The sequence below is a fragment of the Anaerocolumna sp. AGMB13025 genome (genome assembly GCF_029689925.1).
Classification (GTDB): domain Bacteria; phylum Bacillota; class Clostridia; order Lachnospirales; family Lachnospiraceae; genus Anaerocolumna.
On record NZ_CP121445.1, the window covers coordinates 3,039,240 to 3,059,231 of the forward strand.

17 protein-coding genes are annotated in these 19,992 nt (G+C 36.2%); 16 read left to right on the top strand and 1 reads right to left on the bottom strand.

The genetic code is table 11. The features are described from left to right. Positions 1–233: 233 nt before the first annotated feature. The 9 genes from QA584_RS12395 to rpmB all read left to right on the top strand — a co-directional run bounded on the left by QA584_RS12395 (position 234) and on the right by rpmB (position 8,546). Positions 234–1,169, top strand: a complete 936-nt coding sequence (locus QA584_RS12395) for a magnesium transporter CorA family protein (RefSeq protein WP_278274813.1) — start codon at positions 234–236, stop codon at positions 1,167–1,169. A gap of 44 nt (positions 1,170–1,213) precedes the next feature. Continuing rightward, entirely contained in the window at positions 1,214–2,089 is an 876-nt protein-coding gene (locus tag QA584_RS12400) for a hypothetical protein (RefSeq protein ID WP_278274814.1), read from the top strand. Between the two features lie 58 nt (positions 2,090–2,147). Continuing rightward, the gene (locus QA584_RS12405; protein WP_278274815.1) at positions 2,148–3,350 is read left to right on the top strand and encodes an ABC transporter permease; all 1,203 of its coding nucleotides are present in this window, start codon (positions 2,148–2,150) and stop codon (positions 3,348–3,350) included. After that, on the top strand, positions 3,340–4,575 hold the full coding sequence (locus tag QA584_RS12410; RefSeq protein ID WP_278274816.1) for an ABC transporter permease: 1,236 nt from the start codon (positions 3,340–3,342) through the stop codon (positions 4,573–4,575). The genes QA584_RS12405 and QA584_RS12410 overlap by 11 nt, the downstream gene beginning before the upstream one ends. A gap of 18 nt (positions 4,576–4,593) precedes the next feature. Beyond that, a complete protein-coding gene (locus QA584_RS12415; RefSeq protein WP_278274817.1) occupies positions 4,594–6,048 on the top strand; it encodes a hypothetical protein in 1,455 nt (484 codons plus the stop codon). 83 nt (positions 6,049–6,131) lie between these two features. Next, a complete protein-coding gene (locus tag QA584_RS12420; protein ID WP_278274818.1) occupies positions 6,132–6,440 on the top strand; it encodes a hypothetical protein in 309 nt (102 codons plus the stop codon). A 102-nt stretch (positions 6,441–6,542) separates the two neighbouring features. After that, complete coding sequence (locus QA584_RS12425) at positions 6,543–7,835, top strand: DUF2953 domain-containing protein (RefSeq protein ID WP_278274819.1); 1,293 nt, start codon at positions 6,543–6,545, stop codon at positions 7,833–7,835. After that, positions 7,835–8,242, top strand: a complete 408-nt coding sequence (locus QA584_RS12430) for a GerW family sporulation protein (protein ID WP_278274820.1) — start codon at positions 7,835–7,837, stop codon at positions 8,240–8,242. The genes QA584_RS12425 and QA584_RS12430 overlap by 1 nt, the downstream gene beginning before the upstream one ends. A gap of 118 nt (positions 8,243–8,360) precedes the next feature. After that, positions 8,361–8,546 (top strand): 50S ribosomal protein L28, encoded by a 186-nt coding sequence (gene rpmB, locus QA584_RS12435; RefSeq protein ID WP_278274821.1) that lies wholly within the window; start codon positions 8,361–8,363, stop codon positions 8,544–8,546. Positions 8,547–8,669: 123 nt separating this feature from the next. Here the strand turns inward: rpmB and QA584_RS12440 are convergent, their stop codons facing one another. Continuing rightward, positions 8,670–8,810 (bottom strand): hypothetical protein, encoded by a 141-nt coding sequence (locus QA584_RS12440; RefSeq protein ID WP_278274822.1) that lies wholly within the window; start codon positions 8,808–8,810, stop codon positions 8,670–8,672. A gap of 420 nt (positions 8,811–9,230) precedes the next feature. On the opposite strand from QA584_RS12440, the gene QA584_RS12445 reads away from it, so the two are divergent. The 7 genes from QA584_RS12445 to QA584_RS12475 all read left to right on the top strand — a co-directional run bounded on the left by QA584_RS12445 (position 9,231) and on the right by QA584_RS12475 (position 19,654). Next, entirely contained in the window at positions 9,231–9,587 is a 357-nt protein-coding gene (locus tag QA584_RS12445; protein WP_278274823.1) for an Asp23/Gls24 family envelope stress response protein, read from the top strand. A gap of 32 nt (positions 9,588–9,619) precedes the next feature. Next, on the top strand, positions 9,620–11,308 hold the full coding sequence (locus QA584_RS12450) for a DAK2 domain-containing protein (RefSeq protein ID WP_278274824.1): 1,689 nt from the start codon (positions 9,620–9,622) through the stop codon (positions 11,306–11,308). A 119-nt stretch (positions 11,309–11,427) separates the two neighbouring features. Next, complete coding sequence (recG, locus tag QA584_RS12455) at positions 11,428–13,464, top strand: ATP-dependent DNA helicase RecG (RefSeq protein WP_278275164.1); 2,037 nt, start codon at positions 11,428–11,430, stop codon at positions 13,462–13,464. A gap of 137 nt (positions 13,465–13,601) precedes the next feature. Beyond that, the gene (locus tag QA584_RS12460; protein WP_278274825.1) at positions 13,602–15,245 is read left to right on the top strand and encodes an AAA family ATPase; all 1,644 of its coding nucleotides are present in this window, start codon (positions 13,602–13,604) and stop codon (positions 15,243–15,245) included. Between the two features lie 196 nt (positions 15,246–15,441). Next, positions 15,442–16,536, top strand: coding sequence for a UDP-galactopyranose mutase (gene glf, locus QA584_RS12465; protein WP_278274826.1), 1,095 nt, complete (start codon positions 15,442–15,444; stop codon positions 16,534–16,536). Next, positions 16,529–17,233, top strand: a complete 705-nt coding sequence (locus tag QA584_RS12470) for a glycosyltransferase family 2 protein (RefSeq protein WP_278274827.1) — start codon at positions 16,529–16,531, stop codon at positions 17,231–17,233. The genes glf and QA584_RS12470 overlap by 8 nt, the downstream gene beginning before the upstream one ends. Positions 17,234–17,260: 27 nt before the next feature. Then, complete coding sequence (locus QA584_RS12475; RefSeq protein WP_278274828.1) at positions 17,261–19,654, top strand: DUF2298 domain-containing protein; 2,394 nt, start codon at positions 17,261–17,263, stop codon at positions 19,652–19,654. Positions 19,655–19,992 lie beyond the last annotated feature (338 nt).

Sequence of the window (19,992 nt, forward strand, 5' to 3'; positions counted from 1 at the left end):
TATTAATATGTTTTTTATTTGACAAAGATAAGCCTAGAACATATAATTAAGACGATACTAAAATCAAACAGATATACGAATTAATTCAAGTGAAAGGAAGTGAACCGAATGGAAGCGGGGCCCAGTTGTAACGATCGACGGTGCTATTACAAAATAAATTACTGCAGCAGGCAGTTCAGATAGAATAGAAATATTCTTTCTACTGCCATGCCCGGCAGTAGAAGGAGTGGAACATGATTGAAATTTTAAAGACTTACGAGGATGGAATCCGTCAAATTAATGAAATTGAGCAGGGATGCTGGGTTGTTATGACCAATCCTTCTGCTACGGAACTTTTGGAGATATCAGAAACCTGTCATATTGATATTGACCACTTAAGAGCACCTCTGGATGAAGAAGAAAGGTCCAGAATTGAAGTGGAAGATGAGTATACCTTAATACTTGTGGACATACCTACTATGGAAGAGAGGAATAATAAGGACAGGTACGTTACCATTCCTTTAGGCATAGTGGTTGCCAAGGAAGTAATTGTTACGATTTGCCTCGAGGAGACAAAAGTATTAAAAAGCTTTATGGACGGAAGAGTAAGGGAATTTTTTACCTTTAAAAAGACCAGATTCATTTTGCAGATTCTTTATAAGAATGCTACTGTGTTTCTGCAATACCTTAGAATTATTGACAGAAAAAGTGAAGAGATTGAACACAAACTTCATTTATCTACAAAAAACAGTGAATTAATTGACCTGCTGGAATTAGAAAAGAGTCTGGTATATTTTACTACTTCTTTACGGGCGAATGAAGTAGTACTTGAAAAGATGTTAAAAATAGAAAATATTAAGCAGTATCCGGAAGATACGGAATTACTGGAAGATGTAATTATCGAAAATAAGCAGGCCATCGAAATGGCTAATATATACAGTGGAATTTTAAGCGGTATTATGGGTGCTTTTGCCTCGGTTATATCCAATAACCTGAATTTAGTAATGAAGTTTCTCGCAACTGTGACAATTGTAATGGCTATTCCGACCATGATTGCCAGCTTTTATGGAATGAATGTAAAGGGTATTCCGGGAAGCGGTAGTCCTTACGGATTTTATATTGTGACAGCCATAGCTTTTCTGATTACTTTTATAGTTGCTTTAATATTCAGAAAGAAAGATCTGTTTTGATATAAGCTAAAGATTTTGAATAAAGAAAGAAGTGGTAAACCTTAATGAACTTTATAAACAAACTGAATCGTAAATACGGAAGATACGCAATCCATAATTTAATGTTCTACATCATACTTTTGTATGCTGCCGGATTTTTTGTGAATATTATTAACCCCTATTTTTACAGGACCTACCTTTCCCTGGATATTGACGCCATATTACATGGACAGTTGTGGAGATTAGTCACATTTATCATTCAGCCTACCAGCAGCAGTAATATTTTTTTCCTGGCAATCGAATTATACTTATACTATATGATTGGTAATGCACTGGAGAATGCTTGGGGGGCTTTCCGGTTCAATATGTATTATTTATCCGGTTTACTCTTTAATATACTCTCAACGGTAATCATATATTTATTTACCGGAGTAAGCCTGGATTTTGGGCTGCTTTATATTAACAGATCCATGTTTTTTGCATTTGCGGCACTTTATCCCAATGTCGAATTTTTGCTGTTCTTCATTCTTCCGGTTAAGGTAAAACATCTCGGTTATATATATGGAGCCTTTGTACTATATCAGATTTATTTGAGTTTTGCAAATCACCAATATTTTGTCGGAGTTGCAATCGCAGTTGCCTTAGGTAATTTCCTGATTTATTTTCTATCCACAAGAAATTATAAGCGGATATCACCCAATGAATTGAAACGGAAATCAAATTATAAACGTCAGGTAAATTCCGGAAGAAGCGGAAATGTTGTGGAGTTTCGTGGTAAAAAGACGGTAACCAGGCATAAATGTGCGGTTTGTGGACGTACGGAATTAGATGATGAAAATCTTGAGTTCCGTTTCTGTTCCAAATGTGACGGCAATTATGAGTATTGTATGGATCACTTATTTACCCATGAGCATGTAAAAAATCCTGTGAGCCACCAATAAGAGCGTATCAGAATAAATTTAAAACAAAAGAACGAAGCGTGATAAGGAGAACGGTATCGTGCTTTATTTATTAAAAAAAGACCTCAAAGAAGTATTGGAAGATAAAAAAAGAATAGCCATTTTACTTGTAGTGCTTATTATTTTTATAATAAGCACTTCTTATAATGTCAGGGATCAGAAAGCTCTTTTGGTAAACCCGATAAAGTTTGGACTCTCAGATGAGGATCGTTCACCTTATTCTCAGATGCTGATTGAATATTTCAGAGAAAGTGAGAGTTTTTCTTCTTATGTACAAATCGTAGAAGGCAGCAGCGAAGAGTTGGAACATGCTTTTTATCAGGGGGAAATTGACTTATTCCTTCAGATACCAAAAGGTTTTACAGAAAACATGATGTATTTTGATCACCTTCCGGTTAAGGTTTTAATTAGTAAAAAAGACGTTACAAAAGCAGTTCTGCTCAAGAATATATTGGATAGTTATGAAAAATACATACGAGCTGTAGAAGTAAACTGCATGGCTTTATTTGATACCATGAAAAATGCTGGTATGGATAATGCTTTAATAAATAAGAAGAATATTGAGATATCCTATAATTTGATTTTTACTGCATTGGGTAAAGAAAAATTTTTCCGGTATCTGAAAGACAGTGATTATCCGGTGACATCGTTGTTTCAATATTATTATTTCGCTATTCTTTCCATATTTATCAGTTATATGGGATTATATGTAGGATTTTTATTAATGAAGGAAAAAAAGGCTGGTATCTTAAAACGACTCTCATCAGTGGGAACACCGACCTTTATCATACTTTCAGAAAAAGTCCTGTTTGCCTCTGTCTTTGTATTTTCGGCTATATCTCTGATTTATATACTTTCAGCTGTATACCAGGGGAATAGAATATCCTTTCTATATGAAGGAGTATTGCTGTCTGCTTGTTTATTCAGTATCTGTTTCTCCATCTTTTTAAGTGGTTTATTTTATCGGATACAAAGCTTTATGACAGCCGGTAATTTTATCGGGTTCCTGACTGCTGTAATCGGTGGCAGTATTATTCCGATTATGTATTTACCCAAGGCATTCACGTCGATGTCGGTATTGACTCCGAATTACTGGTTTGTCCGTACCCTTTTGTTGGTTCAAAAAGGGACCGATGAGGGACTGGCTCTTAAGTTTATACTTAGTATGGCTGGAGGGGCACTTATTTTTTTATTCCTTTCGATAAAACTCTATAACCGGGAGGAGGTATATTATGAAGAATAATCTCTTTCTAATCAGACTGAAAACTATTTTTGACCATAAACTGACCTCTATCCTTATGGTGGTTTCCGTGATTTCCTTTCTTTTTGTTATCAACACCCTGTCCTTTCATGCGAAAGAGCGTAGCAGCGTGCCGGTTGGAATCGTTAATCTTGACACAAGTCAAAGTGCTGACGATGTGGTTGAAGCCATTAAAAAGGTACCGGCTTTTTATGTATATGAAGGTAAAGAAAAGGAATTAAAGGATTTATTATATAAAGAAGAAATAAGGGCATATTTTATAATAAGGGAAGGTTATGAAAAATCCATCCGAAACGGAAAAACCGATGAGTTGATTACTATGTATTATCTGGAAGGAGATGAATCCGCCAAAATACTGTCCGATCTCATTGCCGGTGAAATGTTGTATAAGATATGTCTGTATAAAGGGTATAATTTATATAAAGCGCTTCCTTTTGGTAGCAAAAGCCTTGGAGCTTCCGGTTCACTAAATAGAAAAGAGGAACTATCGGAACAAGAGTACATGGAGTATGCAAATTCTTTGCTTACAAGCCCTGATTTTGATTTTGCCTTTGACATCAGGATGGTCGATAGCAGCAATCAGGATTCAGCCGGGAGCATAGGTAATTCTATACTCTATCTCCAGGCAGTCTGGGGAATTACCGCCATGTTACTTTCTTTTATGGCTATGTTACTGACAGCCGTTACCGTCTATGAAAAGGAACAGGGAATTCGCCAAAGGGTAAAGATTACTCTGAACAAGCACTATTATATGGATGTAAACCACTTTACGGTTACCTTTTGCCTACTGAGTATAATCACTCTTTTACTTAGCCTTGGTTTATTTTTTCAGGTACCGGGACTTGGTCTGGCAGGTGCATGCAAGATTTTCTTCCTGTCGGAGCTTTTTTTGGCCGTAATGATACTGTGGTTTCTTCTCCTGGGCAATTTAACGGTAAGGACGGTCAGGTATCAATTGCTGGGTGTTTTTTCGGTTTTAATTTTTGGTTTTTTAGGTTTTTTTAGTCTGGCAGCCGGATTTTTTGACAATAAGTTATTAAATATTTCGAAAATTATTCCAAATTGCTGGTTTATTAAAGAATTTACTGTTATAATATTAAATACGAATTTGGAGAATATTCCATATATTTCTTATATCAAATTCATTATAACAGCTTGCGGATTGCTGGTTGTCAATGGATTTATCAGCAAAAGACAGTATAGATAGTTGGAGGAAAACGTTACTATGAACAAGAACATGAAATTAATCTGTAAAGAAATTCAAAAAGGAGAAAATCTGGAGTTTAATATACCGCAGTTTTTTAACCGTTTGGTCAACTTGTATGGACAGTATGCAGAATTAAAATTTACCATGCATTACTATACTTTTTATGAGAACTATGTTGACGCTGAGGGAATTAGACCGAAAGAGGAAATAGATCTGCTTAATGAAGTGAACCGGATCGTGAAAGACATTTTATTATGCAATTTCTCCGGAGACAGAATGGAAGCAGGAGTAAAAGGTCTTGATGGAATCCGTAATATTATTATCAGCCGCATGAAGATCTTAACTGCTTATACGGACATATTCCAGGTGTTCGAATATATATTCAACCGTATAGAATACAAATTCCAGGATGAAATTAAAGAAGTTGATGAAGAGGAATTTCTGGAAGAAGTTATGGCGTATATTTTTGATACCACGGATAATGTGATAGTCAATGAAAAAATTAAAGAAGTAATCGGCCAGCTTCCGGTAAGATTGACAAAATCCAGATATTTTGACCTGCTAAGAGACAGTCTGACCATTTATAAAGGTGCTGACCAATCTTCTTTGGACAGTTATCTGTATATGATTAAAACTGGAGCCATGCTCTATGAACAGGAAGATATGGAAGGGGCTTACCCGGATCTGCATACCTTAAGGAAATCTTTGGAAAGTCTTGATTATAAGGAACTTACGAAGGAAGACTACACGTCTTACCTGGAGCAGATAGACGGAGCAGCTTATAAAATTAATTCCTCCGTGGACTTTTATTATGGTCTGCAAGAGTGTGTAAATCAACTTTATGTAATGCTTATTTTAGCACCTTATGCGTATATGGATGGTTACCGGATTGAAGGTCTGGAAGGTGAAATGAAATTTCTTTTGTTGCCGTCGGAAGAAGACCAATGCAGGAAATTAATTAGTGAAATCAATGAACACTTTTTATCTGAGGAAAAAGTGCCCCTGGGTGAAGAAGCCGAAGATAAATTAACTTATACCGAAGGCAGACAGGAACTTATGTCGGAAGAAGCCGGGATTTTAGAAGCTTATTTCTTTGATATAAAGTCAAATCATTTAAACCTGGTGGAAAGCTTAATGCTAGGAAGACTATATAATTGTCTTAATACCGCTCAGAACCTATTAGGTACAAGCTTATTTATTGAGCTGGATCAGGTTGTTACGGAGCATAGAGTTGATGAAGGTTATTTAAGCAAAGAACAAGAAGATTTAATACTAAAATTAACTGAAAGTTTTAAAGCTAATTCTAAATTCGTTAACAGAGCAGTTATGGCAAATACCATTAACAAAATGCCGGTTTTCTTCGGTTCTACGGATGAAGTAAGGGATTATATTAAAGGAGTTTTAGAGCAGTGCCATGATAAGGCTGAAAAAATTGCCTGTATAAATATAATTAAGTCATTTTATGAGAATTAATTCTGTATTTTTAATGTAAATTTGTGGTATAATGGAATAAGTATTATATCGTGGGAGTTTATGGAAGAACAGGTGTTATTATAATGATAAAATGGGCATCTAAATTGTATTTTGGTGAAGATTTCAAACAGAAGAAAAAAAGTAAGACCATGAAATCCATTGAAAGAGGCGAAATGACTTTTGAGGTGTATTGTATAACCTTCGCATCGAATTCCCATAATCTGTTTGATATAATCAACGCGAATGAATTATTATTTCCCTATTATGCAAGGCAGGAAATCTATATACTTGGTTTAGCCGGTTCCAAGGGACAAGCTAAGATATTAGTAAAGAATATGCTGGAGGAAATATATAATAAAACCGGGGATTTTAAGGTCAGGGAGTATTTTTAGGGTTAGAGGATAAATAGAAATATATTTAAGACCCACAGATTGTATTCTAAGACCGCTTGAGACCCGGTAATATAGGTACCAGAAGGAGGAAACCAAGAAGATATGCTCCATATTGTTTTAGTCCTTTTAAAAATAATCGGAATTATTCTTGCCTCCATATTGGGTTTGCTGCTTTTGGTAATTCTCCTGGTGCTGCTGGTTCCAATCAGGTACAGATTAAATGCTGATAATCAGGAGGAATTAAAAGCTGAAGCAAAGATAAGCTGGCTGTTAAGGCTGATTTATATACGGGCTTATTATTCTGGCAGCAAATTGGTTATAAAACTTAGAATATTCGGAAAGATATTTTATGACAGCAGTAATCCGGTGGAAAAAAGATTACACAGAAAAGATAACCCAAATAAAGCTAAGGATTTTATGAAAAAGCCGGGAGTAAAAAAGCAAGCCAGAAAAAAGGCAAGGACAGAGTCTAATACAGATATAAAAGGGAACCTACCTTCGAAAGTTAATACAGCTGACCTAATGAAGACAGAGGTTAAGACTGTGAAACGGATTGAAGAATCGGAGATGAAAATCGGTAAAAATATCGGCACTCTAAAGAACAAGGACCTGGATGACTCAGAGAAAAAAGACCAAAATAGCTTAGAGAAAAAAGACTTAGATAGCTTAGATACGACCAATTGGAATGAGAAAGAACCAGATTTTAATAACCCAAAACAGTTTGAGGTGAAGAGTGAAATAAAATCAGAAAATCAAACGTTGGCGGATCAAAAGAAAGCCTTTATCAATGATAACCAAAACGAAGACGAGCAAAGTCAATTTTATACGGATACTATATTAAAAGCGGCAGAGATAAAATCCGGTGAAGAGGAAAGCAAAACAGGATTCTTTTCAAAAATTAAAGAATTCTTTTATAAAATCAGTATCTTTTTTTTAAAAATCAAAGATTTTTTTATTAAAATCAAAAGCTTTTTTATCAGTTTAAAAGAACAATTTAACAATATTAAAGATAAGATTTTTAATATACATGAGAAATGGGATAAGATAAAAGTATTTTTTAGCAACAATAAAGCAGCATTTTCAAAATCATTTGTTACCATAAAACGTATGCTAAGACATATTAGACCTAATAGATTTAAACTGGATCTGGAGTTTGGAACTGGTGATCCAAGTTCTACCGGGCAGGCTATGGGGCTTCTTGCAGTTTTTTACGGTTATTATGGAAAATCCATGCGGGTCATTCCTAATTTTGAAGAAGAAATTCTAAAAGGATCTTTGTTTTGTCTTGGAAGAATAAGATTATTAACATTACTAATAATATGTTTACAGCTTATATTAGATAAAAATTTTAGAAATTTACTGAAAAACTTTAAAACTCTTAAGGAGGATTTATAATGGCTGAGAATAATTTCAATTCAACAGTAGAATCATTATTTAAAGGTATGGATAGTTTTATTACCACCAAAACAGTGGTAGGAGATGCGGTGAAATTCGATGACGGTACTATCATTCTGCCTCTGGTAGATGTAAGTTTTGGTGTGGGTGCGGGAGCCTTTTCTAAGGATGTCAGTAAGAATAATGCGGGTGGTGCTATGGGTGGTAAAATGACACCTAGTGCCGTGTTAGTAATTAAAGATGGAACTGCCCGTCTGGTTAATGTAAAGAATCAAGACAGTATTACCAAAATACTGGACTTGGTGCCGGAATTTATCAATAAATTCAAGAAGGATAAGGATAAAGAAGACGACGTAACAGATAAAGTAGATGAGGTAATTAATTCAAAAACATACAGCAATGATTAATTTTGGATAGGATACTTACAAAAGTTTAAAATTTATCTTGCAATATTAGGTTAATTCTGCTAGAATAGATTTGTTTGCAGGTCGTGCGACTTAAATAAAACCTAGGGAGGTGCTTTAAATGGCTAAATGTGCAATTTGTGAAAAAAGTGCTCACTTTGGAAATGCTGTGAGTCATTCTCATAGAAGATCTAATAAGATGTGGAAAGCGAATGTAAAGTCTGTTAAAATTATGGTTAACGGTGCAGCAAAGAAAACATATGTATGTACTTCATGTCTTAGATCCGGCAAAGTAGAAAGAGCATAATTTTAAAGCATAACAATGGGAAAGCCTGTCCCAAACTATAAGTTATCAGCCTCAGAGAATAGGATTTCTCATAATCCATTCAAGAGGTATAACTGATAGTTTTGGACAGGCTTTTTCGGCTTTTCAGCAGGATGTAAATAAATTGTAACCCAAAACTAAAAACATTATAATAATACAGACTGCCAGAATTCCATTGGTGATAAAAAGCATTATAGTCATGCCGATAGCGACCCAGAATAGTATAAAGCCGATCATTCTTTTCATTATGAACTCCCATCTGCTGTCAAAGCAGCAATCTATCTGAATGGTTACTAAAATTAGTATAAATTTTTGAATTGTAACTTCTTTTTAGGGATTGATATTTCTGTATAATAACAGTATATGCGCAGGATATTTCCAATATATCCGATACTAGAAACTTGTTAGTTGGCTGTTTTTATATTATAAGAAGGGTTTCAAAGAATAGCATCTTTTGATTCTATTCTATATGAGTTGTCATAAGCTGGAGAAACATGGAATAATCAGAGGAAAATATGTAGAATTAGCACAATAGAACCTGCAGATTTTAAAATAAGTATTCCATTTTATTAAAAAAAAGGGTATAATAGTAATGAATGGAAAGATATAAGCTGTAGTAAATTGTTACTACTTCTTATTTTATAAAAATAGAATTGGAGGGTTCCTATGAAAGGACACATGAATACACAAATCGGTGAAGTTTCAATAGATAATGATGTATTGGCAAAATATGCCGGTTCTTCTGCAGTCGAGTGTTTTGGCGTTGTGGGAATGGCATCTATCAGTGTAAAGGATGGTCTTGTTAAACTTCTGAAACGTGAAAGTCTCAGTCATGGCGTTAATATTACTGTCGACAACAACAAGATAATAATTGATCTGCATATTATTGTATCCTATGGTGTAAGCATCTCAGCTGTTGCTGAAAATCTAATCAGCAATGTTAAATATAAGGTTGAGGAATTTACCGGAATGGAAGTTGTTAAAATTAATATATTTGTCGAAGGCGTAAGAGTCATAGACTAAAGGACGAATTACATTTAAGGAGGAACAAACTTGTGGTTATTAAGGCAATAGATGCTCTAACTCTTAAGAAGATGTTTTTGGGAGGAGCTAAGAGCATTGAAAGTAAGAAAGAATATATTAATGAATTGAATGTATTTCCGGTGCCGGATGGTGATACTGGTACCAATATGACATTGACAATTATGTCCGCTGCCAAGGAAGTTGCTCAGATGGAGAATCCAACTATCGAGGGGCTTGCGAAAGCAATATCCAGTGGATCCTTACGAGGGGCAAGAGGTAATTCCGGTGTTATATTATCTCAGTTATTCAGAGGATTTACAAAGGAAATAAAGGATTTTAATGAGATAAATGTAACAATTATGGCCAATGCTTTTCAAAAGGCGGTTGAAACTGCTTATAAGGCAGTAATGAAGCCCAAGGAAGGTACAATCCTTACTGTTGCCAGAGGTGGTGCGGAAAAAGCAGCCCAACTGGTAAGTGAAACAGATGATCTGGTCTATTTTGGTAAAGAAGTAATACAATACATGGAAGAAGTCCTTGAACATACTCCAGAGCTTTTACCCGTATTAAAAGAAGCAGGCGTAGTTGATTCCGGCGGTCAGGGGCTCCTTGAAATTGTAAAAGGCGCTTACGATGTTTTACTTGGTAAAGAAGTTGATTTTGAAGCGATTCCGGTAGCAAAGAACCATGGTGAGGTTTCCGTTAATATAGAGAATCTCAATGCCGCAGATATTAAGTTTGGATATTGCACGGAATTTATTATTGTATTGGAAAAGGAATTCAGTATTGAAACCGAACTGGATTTTAAAGGATATCTGGAATCAATCGGTGATTCTTTGGTAGTGGTAGCGGATGATGAGATAGTCAAGGTTCATGTACATACCAATGATCCCGGACTTGCCATCCAACGAGCGTTAACTTACGGCTCTTTATCTAAAATTAAAATTGATAACATGAGAGAAGAGCATACGGAACGTCTGATTAAAGATGCACAAAAATTGGCCGCAAAACAGGCGGAAGAAAAAAAAGCCAAGGAAAACACCGCTGTAAAGGTTTCTAGAAAAGAAGTCGGATTTATCTCTGTTTCCATCGGAGAAGGAATCAACGATATCTTTAGAGGACTTGGAGTGGACTATATCATTTCCGGCGGGCAGACTATGAATCCGAGTACGGAGGATATGTTAACGGCTATCGAGCAGGTGAATGCCGAAACAATTTTTATTTTCCCGAATAACAGCAATATTATCCTTGCTGCCCAACAGGCCAAGGATTTAACAGAGGATAAACATATTGTGGTAATTCCGACTAAAACCATCCCTCAGGGCATTACTTCCATCATTAATTATGTTCATGATAAAACCGTTGAAGAGAATGAAAAACGAATGAATGAAGAAATGAAGAAAGTAAAGAGCGGACAGGTAACTTATGCGGTAAGGGATACTAATATTGACGGTAAAGAAATCAAGCAGGGTAATATCATGGGTCTTAATGATAAGACCATACTTTCTGTCGGTACGGATATTTCCGAAACAACATTTGAGCTGGTAAAAGGTTTAGTGGATGAGGACTCGGAATTAATCAGTCTGTATTACGGTGCCGAGATGACAGAAGAGACTGCTGGTGAACTGGCGGAACTTATCATGAAAGAATATCCGGATATGGATGTGGAAGTGCATTTTGGCGGGCAGCCAATTTACTACTATGTTCTTTCTGTAGAATAATCCCGGGAATTACCCGGTCATAATAATAAAAAGAATCTTCGGGCTTAAAAGGCGAAGGCTCTTTTTTTATGTATTAGAAATTGTGTCCGGTTTATTAAGAGGAGGGCTATGATATGGCAATGAATTTAACGGATCCCTTAAGAGTAATTAAAGGAATTGGTGAAAAAACAGAAAGAGACTTTAATAAAATGGGTCTTTTTACTGTAGAGGATATTATCAGGCATTATCCAAGGGGGTATGATGTCTTTGAAGCACCAATATCTATTACAGACCTTGTGGAAGGGAAAATGATTTCCATAGAAGCGTCTGTTATTAGTATCATTCAGGTAAAGCAGGTACGAAACTTAAAAATCTTAACCTGCAGAGTAAAGGATTCAAGTGGAAGTCTGAATATAAGCTGGTTTAATATGCCGTTTTTAAAAAATAAACTGCGTATGGGATATCACTTTATCTTCCGGGGGAAAGTAGTAAGAAAAAATGGAGTTTTAGTGATAGAACAGCCTGGAATATATACTAGGGAAGAGTACCGGATTAAAATGAATGTGTTGCAGCCGGTATATGCCCTGACTTTTGGAATAACCAATCATGCCATATCGAAAGCAGTAAAAATTGCCCTTGGCGAACTGGAGTTATCAAAAGATTATCTGCCTAAGCGGATTGTCAAAGAAAATAAGCTGGTATCCTATAAAAATGCCTTAGAGGAAATTCATTTTCCTAAAAGTCCTGAAACTATGGCTGATGCCAGAAACAGGTTAGTATTCGATGAGTTCTTTGGATTCACGCTGGCACTTATGACTCTGAAGGAGAAAAAGACTGTTTGGACTAACCAGTTTAATATGACAGACCGGGAAGATTTAACTCGTTTTATCAGTGAACTTTCCTTTAGGCTTACCAATGCCCAGGATAAGGTATGGAAAGAAATCAAGGCAGATCTGACCGGAAGTCATACCATGAACCGTCTGATACAGGGAGATGTTGGTTCCGGTAAAACTATATTAGCTGCTCTTGCATTGCTGTTAACCGCTTTAAACGGCTACCAGGGTAGCCTTATGGTACCTACAGAAGTACTAGCCAAGCAGCATTATGAATCCTTAACCGGAATGTTTAAAGCCTATGGAATCAATACTTTGCTGTTAGTAGGTTCCATGACCGCGTCGGAGAAGAAGAAGGCTTACGAAAAGGTTAAAACCCAGGAAGCTGATATTATTATTGGAACCCATGCCCTGATACAGGAGAAGGTGGAATATAACTGCCTGGCCCTTGCTATTACGGATGAACAGCACCGTTTTGGTGTCAGACAAAGAGAATCCTTAACCGGTAAGGGAGACCATCCGCATGTTCTTGTTATGAGTGCCACACCAATCCCAAGAACGTTAGCTATTATCCTGTATGGAGACCTGGATATATCAGTAGTGGATGAATTGCCGGCAAACCGCCTGCCTATTAAAAACTGTGTGGTGGATACCGGATATCGTCCTACTGCTTACCGCTTTATTGCTAAAGAGGTAAGTGCAGGAAGACAAGCCTATGTTATCTGCCCAATGGTGGATGAAAGTGAAACTATAGAAGCAGAAAATGTACTGGAATATACGGAAAAATTAAAGGAAGCCATGCCAGCAGATATTATGGTGGAATATCTCCATGGTAAGATGAAACCAAAGGAAAAGAATGATATCATGGAGCGGTTTTCAAAGGGAGAAATTCAGGTTTTAGTTTCTACTACAGTAGTAGAAGTAGGCGTCAACGTTCCTAATGCAACGGTAATGATGATAGAAAATTCGGAACGATTTGGTCTGGCCCAACTTCACCAGCTAAGAGGAAGGGTAGGAAGAGGAAAGCATCAGTCCTACTGTATTCTGGTAAGCGGTTCTGGTTCCAGGGAGACGAAGGAAAGGCTTGAAATCTTAAACCGCTCTAATGATGGATTTTATATTGCTGGAGAAGATTTAAAATTAAGAGGTCCCGGAGATATGTTTGGTATAAGGCAAAGCGGTGATATGGAATTTCGAATCGGTGATATTTATAATGATGCTGGTGTTCTTATGAAGGCCAATGAAGCTGCAAAGGGTTTAACGGAACAGGAGCTTAGTACGATTCTTAAAGAGAACCCCCCTTTGGCAGAACGGATTAATCATTTTGATATGGGAACTTTGTAGTTTGACCCGGGCACTATTTCCTAATTATTTGTCATAAGGTTTTAGAAACATACTCTTTTTATTTTTGGAAATATATAGTATAATAAAATTGTTTATAGTGTAATCCATAGGATATCGCAGCAGGAGGGAGTGTCATAATGAGCCAGGGTTATTCAAAAGCTAAGCTTTTTCAGATTGGAAAGGATAATTACAATACCTTAGCGAAATATTGTGACCTATTACTGAATGAAGGGTACTGGGAAAAACCGGAGACGGTGCTTGGAAAGTCAATTAATGAGATGTTAGACTTATATCTGCAGGCGGTTCTGGTACAGCTGGCAGTATTCTGCGGGTGTTTTAATCAGGAAGAAAGATGTTATATTGCAGATATACCGGAATATAATATGATCGGCATGACTCTTAATAAAGAGGATGATGAGGATATCCTTTACCAGGCCCAGAAAGTATTAAAATCACCACCGATATTATTGCAGCTCTTAAGTCTAAGGGATATTGAGAAATCTACCTGTATCGGCGGCATGTTTTTTGATGCTCTGCTGAATACGGTTTTAGCTATGGCTTATATCAATGATTCAAAGAATGTAAAATTAACGTCATTTATTTTAGGATATTACCGGCAAATCAGTGCTTTTATCAAAGGCAGCAGTAAACTTAACTATGTTATTGACGAAAGATATGTTTTTCGTAAAATCAGCAGTGAGGAGCTGGAATACAGCAGTGCAATGCAAGTGACCTCGAATGGGGACTTTGAAAAATATAAAGACAACTATATATTAAACAAGGACAAGTCCAAAATAAGGCTTAAAGATCTGGATTATACGAAAAATACAGTGACAGCAAAGCAGAAAGAACTGACGGAACATGAGGCTGGGTATAAAGCTGACGGAAGTCTTAAGGCAGATACAGAGTCTGAAACGTTACAGGAGCAAACCTCTGAGGCTGTTGATGAACCTGATCATCTAGAGAAGCATCTGGAGGAATTATATTCCCTTATTGGTCTGGAGTCTGTCAAAACAGAAATCAACTCCTTGATCAATTTAATACGGGTAAGGAAGCTTAGAGAAGAATATAATATGCCAACGATGGAGATGTCTTATCATATGGTATATACCGGTAATCCCGGAACCGGTAAAACTACAGTTGCCAGATTGGTAGCTAGGCTCTATAAGGAATTAGGAATATTGTCCGAGGGTAATTTAGTTGAGACAGATCGTTCCGGATTAGTGGCGGGTTTTGTCGGACAGACCGCCCTTAAAGTAAAGGAAGTGGTTGAAAGGGCTCTTGGCGGCGTTCTTTTTATTGATGAAGCATATTCTTTATCCACCGGCATTGGCACTAATGATTTTGGGTCGGAGGCAATTGATACCCTGGTCAAGATGATGGAAGATCATAGGGATAATCTGGTGGTAATCGTAGCTGGTTACAGAGAAGAGATGCAGCAGTTTTTAAAAGCCAATACCGGTTTAATTTCGAGATTTAATAAATTTATAGAATTTACGGATTATACCGAAGAAGAATTAATAGAGATTTTGAAATCCATGGCCGCAAAAGCAGGTCTTACGATAGAAGAAGCAGCACTTAACATAGTAAAAGGAAAGCTTATGGCAATGGCTGAGGAGGATCGGATTCGGTTTGGCAATGCCAGGGGAATCAGAAATGTTTTTGAGAAAATAATTGTAAACCAGGCAAATCGTTTAGTGACTAAGGATAAACCTACTAAAGAACAGTTATCAGAGATTATTACGGAGGATGTAGCTAACGTATTTTATGGAATTATGTAAGAAAAGATTGATTGAAAGAAATATGAGATTTGAAGAATAAAATATAAAGAAAGGTACGCCGCATAATATTAAGTTTATTGCGGCAGTGGTGTTGTTGAAGATTAATCGCATACTAGAGATAGAAAAAATAGTTACTATGCCTTTAACAGGTATCGGTGTGTTTGATTGCGGCAGCCCAACAATCAGGTATTAACATATGAAATATAAGTATATTGTAGTCGGGGCAGGACTTGCTGGTTTAACCGTTGCAGAAAGAATCGCCAATGTATTAAAGGAAAAGGTATTGATAATCGAAAAGAGAAACCACATCGGCGGCAATGTATACGATTCTTATAATGAAGATGGAATCTTAATTCATAATTACGGACCCCATATTTTTCATACCAATGACCGTGAGGTATATCAGTATTTAAGTAAATTTACACCCTGGAATGACTTCTGGCACAGGGTTTTAACTTATGTTGACGGAAACCTGATTCCTATGCCGATTACTGTTGAAACCATCAATAAACTCTATAACCTTAACTTATCCTGTGATGAAGTAGAGGAATTCTTAAAAAAGCAGGCAGTTCCTATGGAGGAAGTCAAAACCAGCAAAGATGTTGCATTAAGCAAAGTTGGTGTGGACATTTACCAGAAGATTTTTGAAACTTATACAAAAAAGCAGTGGGGAATTGATCCGGGTGAAATCGATACTTCTGTTATCTCCAGAATCCCCATTCGTTTAAACCGGGATACCAGATATTTTAACGACCGTTATCAGGGAATGCCAAAGTACGGTTTTACAAAAATGTGTGAGAAGATGGCAGCAAATCCTAATATCAAAATACTTTTAAATACGGACTATAAAGAAGTAATAGAAGATATAGAATATGAGAAACTAATTTATACTGGTCCTACCGATTATTATTATGACTATAAATATGGAAAGATGGAATACAGAAGTATTGATTTTGTATTTGAAACCTTTCCTAAAGAAGAATACCAGCAGGCACCGGTGGTGAATTATCCCAATGATTATGATTTTACAAGGATTACGGAATTTAAAAAACTGACTTGGCAGGAACATAAGATGACTACCATATTAAAAGAATTTCCAAACAGCGAAGGGGAACCTTATTATCCTTTTCCGACCAAGGAATGTAAGGATCAGTTTTCCTTATACCAGTCAGAGATGGAGAAGGAGAAAAAAGTAATCTTTCTTGGCAGACTGGCGGAATATCGCTATTATAATATGGACGCTGTGGTAAGGCGTGCACTTGATATCTTTAATGGAGGTCTTAATGGATAAACTTTATATTGTAATTCCAGCTTACAATGAAGAAGAAACTATCCGTGACATAATTAATGATTGGTACAATATAGTGGATAAGATAGGAAATGGAAGTAAATTAGTGATAATAGATGATGGAAGTAAGGACTCCACCTATTCCATCATGAAAGCAGAAGCTAAAGTAAAGCCTGCTTTTGAACCATTAACAAAGCCCAATGGCGGACATGGTGCTACCGTGTTATATGGATATAACTATGGGATAGAACACGGGGCGGACTACATCTTCCAGACTGATTCTGATGGTCAGACTTTACCGGAGGAATTTTGGGAGTTTTGGAAACTCCGTGATCAGTATGCTATGGTGATTGGCAGCAGAAAAGGCAGACAGGACGGCTTATCCAGACTTTTTGTTACTAAAACTCTAAAGCTTGTATTACAGGTGTGTTTTCATGTATCGATAAAGGATGCGAATACGCCCTTTCGTTTAATGCAAGCCGACATTTTAAAAGATAATATTAAACTGATACCAAAAGATTATAACTTATCCAATGTTTTGGTATCGGTTATTTACGGAAAAAAGAAGCTTTCTGTAAAATACCTTCCCATTACCTTTCGTCCGAGACAGGGAGGGGTTAACTCCATTAATATGAAGAAAATAGTTAAAATTGGAAGACAGGCTGTTAAAGACTTTTCTTCCATTAATAAATACATTTAACTGAGAAATCAGGTAAGGAGCCAAACTATGGAGAATAATACAACCTTATCTCGCCGTGTAGAACATAATAGTGTAATAAAATATAGTATACAGGGTTTGCTTGGCGTAATTGTCTTTATCCTGGCAAAGTTAGTTCTAAAAGAAGATTTTAATGCTTTTTTACAGTGGTGGTGTGTGCTTTTACTGCTTGGAATTACTTTTCTGCCTCTTGCACAGAAAATCTTTTCTCATTTTCATGATAATGGTTATGTATTTGCCAAAACCATTGGAATAGCTTTAAGCGGTTACCTTATGTGGCTTTTTTCTTCCATGAAACTGCTTAAGTTTAATACGGTATCCTGTTTTCTGGTCATTATAATATGTGTCTTAGTCAATGCCTTATTGTTGGTAAGAATGAAGACGGAAGATAAAAAAGCTATGTTTTCGGCGAAAAAGCTAACTTCTATGATTTCAGAAGAGCTATTATTTCTTATTATTTTTCTGATTTGGACTTATATCAGGGGTTTTAAACCGGAGGCTTATGGAACAGAGAAATTTATGGACTACGGCTTTATGACCATCATGATGCGGGGAGATTATATGCCGCCAAAGGATTTGTGGTTTGCCGGCAGTACCATAAATTATTATTATGTAGGCCAGTATATGGCGGCCTTTATGACCAAATTATCATTAGTCAAAGTAAATGCAGGCTATAACCTGATGCTTATGACCCTGGCAGCCTTTGCTTTTGTACTGCCATATTCCCTGATTTATAATGTTACTAGGAACTTTTTAAAAGAGCAGGATATCAGGTACAAAAAATCACCTGTATTTGCAGGATTATTATCCGGTGCAGGAGTTTCTTTGGCAGGTAATATGCATTTTACTTTGTTTTATTGGATAGTTCCCTTAATCCAGACCATTCTGGGAGTAAAATCTGAGGACAAATACTGGTTTCCGGATTCTACCAGATTTATTGGCTATAATCCGGATACCAAAGATAAAACCATCCATGAATTCCCCAGTTACTCCTTTGTATTGGGAGATTTGCATGCCCATGCAATTAATATTATCTTTGTTCTGACCGTTCTTGGTATCCTATTTGGGTGGGTGCTTTTCCGGAAAAAATCCATGGACAACCTTCCACAGAAAAAACCTGTAGGTCTGGCAGGAGTTTTGCATAATATAGCAGATCCGCATATTCTTTTAATCGGATTCTTTATCGGTTTGTTCCACACTACAAATTTTTGGGATTTTCCTATTTATTATGTCGTGTCAGGAGCGGTAATTCTATTCTTTAATTTGGTTATGTTCAGAGATTGTAAGATAAGGGCAGAAAAAGAGAGCTATTGGTTATTAAGAAACCCCTTTATCGTTACGGCTATTCAGGGAGTCACTGTTTTCGTAATTTCGGAAGTTATTGCACTACCCTTTACTTTAACCTTTAAACAGATTTCAACCCAGGTTAATTTGGCTATGAACCATACTCCCATTTATCAGCTCATTATATTATGGGGGCTGCCCGTTACTTTAATTGCCGGGCTTTTAGTTGATTTAATATCAAACTATATTCAAAAAATAAATAAGCCGGGAGAAGAGAAAAAGGGCTCCCTTGTATATTATAATGGCGGCAGATCCGGATCTATTGTTGATTTTTTAGGTTCCTTAAATATATCGGAACTATTTGTCATAACACTTGGTCTATGCGGCATTGGTCTGATTTTGATACCGGAATTAATCTATATAAAAGACATATATTCCGGTGATTACAAAAGAGCAAATACTATGTTTAAGTTGACTTATCAAGCCTTTATCCTCTTTGGTGTCAGCAGCGGTTTTATCTTCTTAAAATTTATAAAAGCCCGTAGATTTAAGTGGCAGCTTAAATTTACGATTATCACTTTAGTTTTATTTTTAAGCAGCCTCTGGTATACGAAAGTTTCTGTTAAGGCCTGGTATGGTAATGTTTTCAAAACAGAGAATTATAAGGGACTTGATGCAGCCGCTTATTTAAAGGAAAAAATGCCGGATGATTATCTGGGGATTCAATGGCTGAACGAGAATATTAAAGGAACACCAGTCATACTGGAAGCAAATGGTGACAGTTATTCTGATTATGAACGTATATCTGTTTCTACAGGCTTACCAACCGTTCTTGGCTGGTATGTTCATGAATGGCTATGGCGAGGAAGTACCGAAATAGTGAATAAGAGAGCGGAAGATATTAAAACGATTTATACTTCTGGCGATATAGAACAGGTTCGGTCTCTCCTTGATGAATATAAAATTGAATATATCTATATAGGTAAATTGGAGCGGGATAAATATTCAGATCTTAATGACCAGCTCTTAAAGTCTTTGGGAGAAGTGGTATTTATCAGCCCGACTACAAGAGAAAAGAGTTATGAAACCTATATTGTCCATGTGAAGCAAAACGAATGATATAAATTATCTTAGAATTTTATATTATATAGCGGAATTCGATAAACTAAACATCATTAAAACTAAATACAGATTCAGCCCATACCGTTTAAACGGATTATTGATTATTGGAATATCGTTCAGTCAAAATAATTTTTAAGACAGAACCACAATCTAGCCAAGTCCAATTAAACAGAATTTCTATTAACTGAACTACAATAGACTGAATTTCAATTAAGCTAAATTTCAATAAAAAGTGAATTTCAACAAAGTGAATTTCAACAAAGTGAATTTCAATAAAGTGGATTTCAACAAACTGAATTTCTTTAAACTGAATTTAACAAACTGAATTTCTTTAA

Coding starts and splice junctions, on each gene's coding strand:
- glf (WP_278274826.1), top strand. CDS start 15,442: ATGAAATATAAGTATATTGTAGTCGGGGCAGGACTTGCTGGTTTAACC.
- QA584_RS12410 (WP_278274816.1), top strand. CDS start 3,340: ATGAAGAATAATCTCTTTCTAATCAGACTGAAAACTATTTTTGACCAT.
- QA584_RS12400 (WP_278274814.1), top strand. CDS start 1,214: ATGAACTTTATAAACAAACTGAATCGTAAATACGGAAGATACGCAATC.
- recG (WP_278275164.1), top strand. CDS start 11,428: ATGAATTTAACGGATCCCTTAAGAGTAATTAAAGGAATTGGTGAAAAA.
- QA584_RS12395 (WP_278274813.1), top strand. CDS start 234: ATGATTGAAATTTTAAAGACTTACGAGGATGGAATCCGTCAAATTAAT.
- QA584_RS12420 (WP_278274818.1), top strand. CDS start 6,132: ATGATAAAATGGGCATCTAAATTGTATTTTGGTGAAGATTTCAAACAG.
- QA584_RS12425 (WP_278274819.1), top strand. CDS start 6,543: ATGCTCCATATTGTTTTAGTCCTTTTAAAAATAATCGGAATTATTCTT.
- QA584_RS12415 (WP_278274817.1), top strand. CDS start 4,594: ATGAACAAGAACATGAAATTAATCTGTAAAGAAATTCAAAAAGGAGAA.
- rpmB (WP_278274821.1), top strand. CDS start 8,361: ATGGCTAAATGTGCAATTTGTGAAAAAAGTGCTCACTTTGGAAATGCT.
- QA584_RS12460 (WP_278274825.1), top strand. CDS start 13,602: ATGAGCCAGGGTTATTCAAAAGCTAAGCTTTTTCAGATTGGAAAGGAT.
- QA584_RS12475 (WP_278274828.1), top strand. CDS start 17,261: ATGGAGAATAATACAACCTTATCTCGCCGTGTAGAACATAATAGTGTA.
- QA584_RS12445 (WP_278274823.1), top strand. CDS start 9,231: ATGAAAGGACACATGAATACACAAATCGGTGAAGTTTCAATAGATAAT.
- QA584_RS12440 (WP_278274822.1), bottom strand. CDS start 8,810: ATGAAAAGAATGATCGGCTTTATACTATTCTGGGTCGCTATCGGCATG.
- QA584_RS12430 (WP_278274820.1), top strand. CDS start 7,835: ATGGCTGAGAATAATTTCAATTCAACAGTAGAATCATTATTTAAAGGT.
- QA584_RS12470 (WP_278274827.1), top strand. CDS start 16,529: ATGGATAAACTTTATATTGTAATTCCAGCTTACAATGAAGAAGAAACT.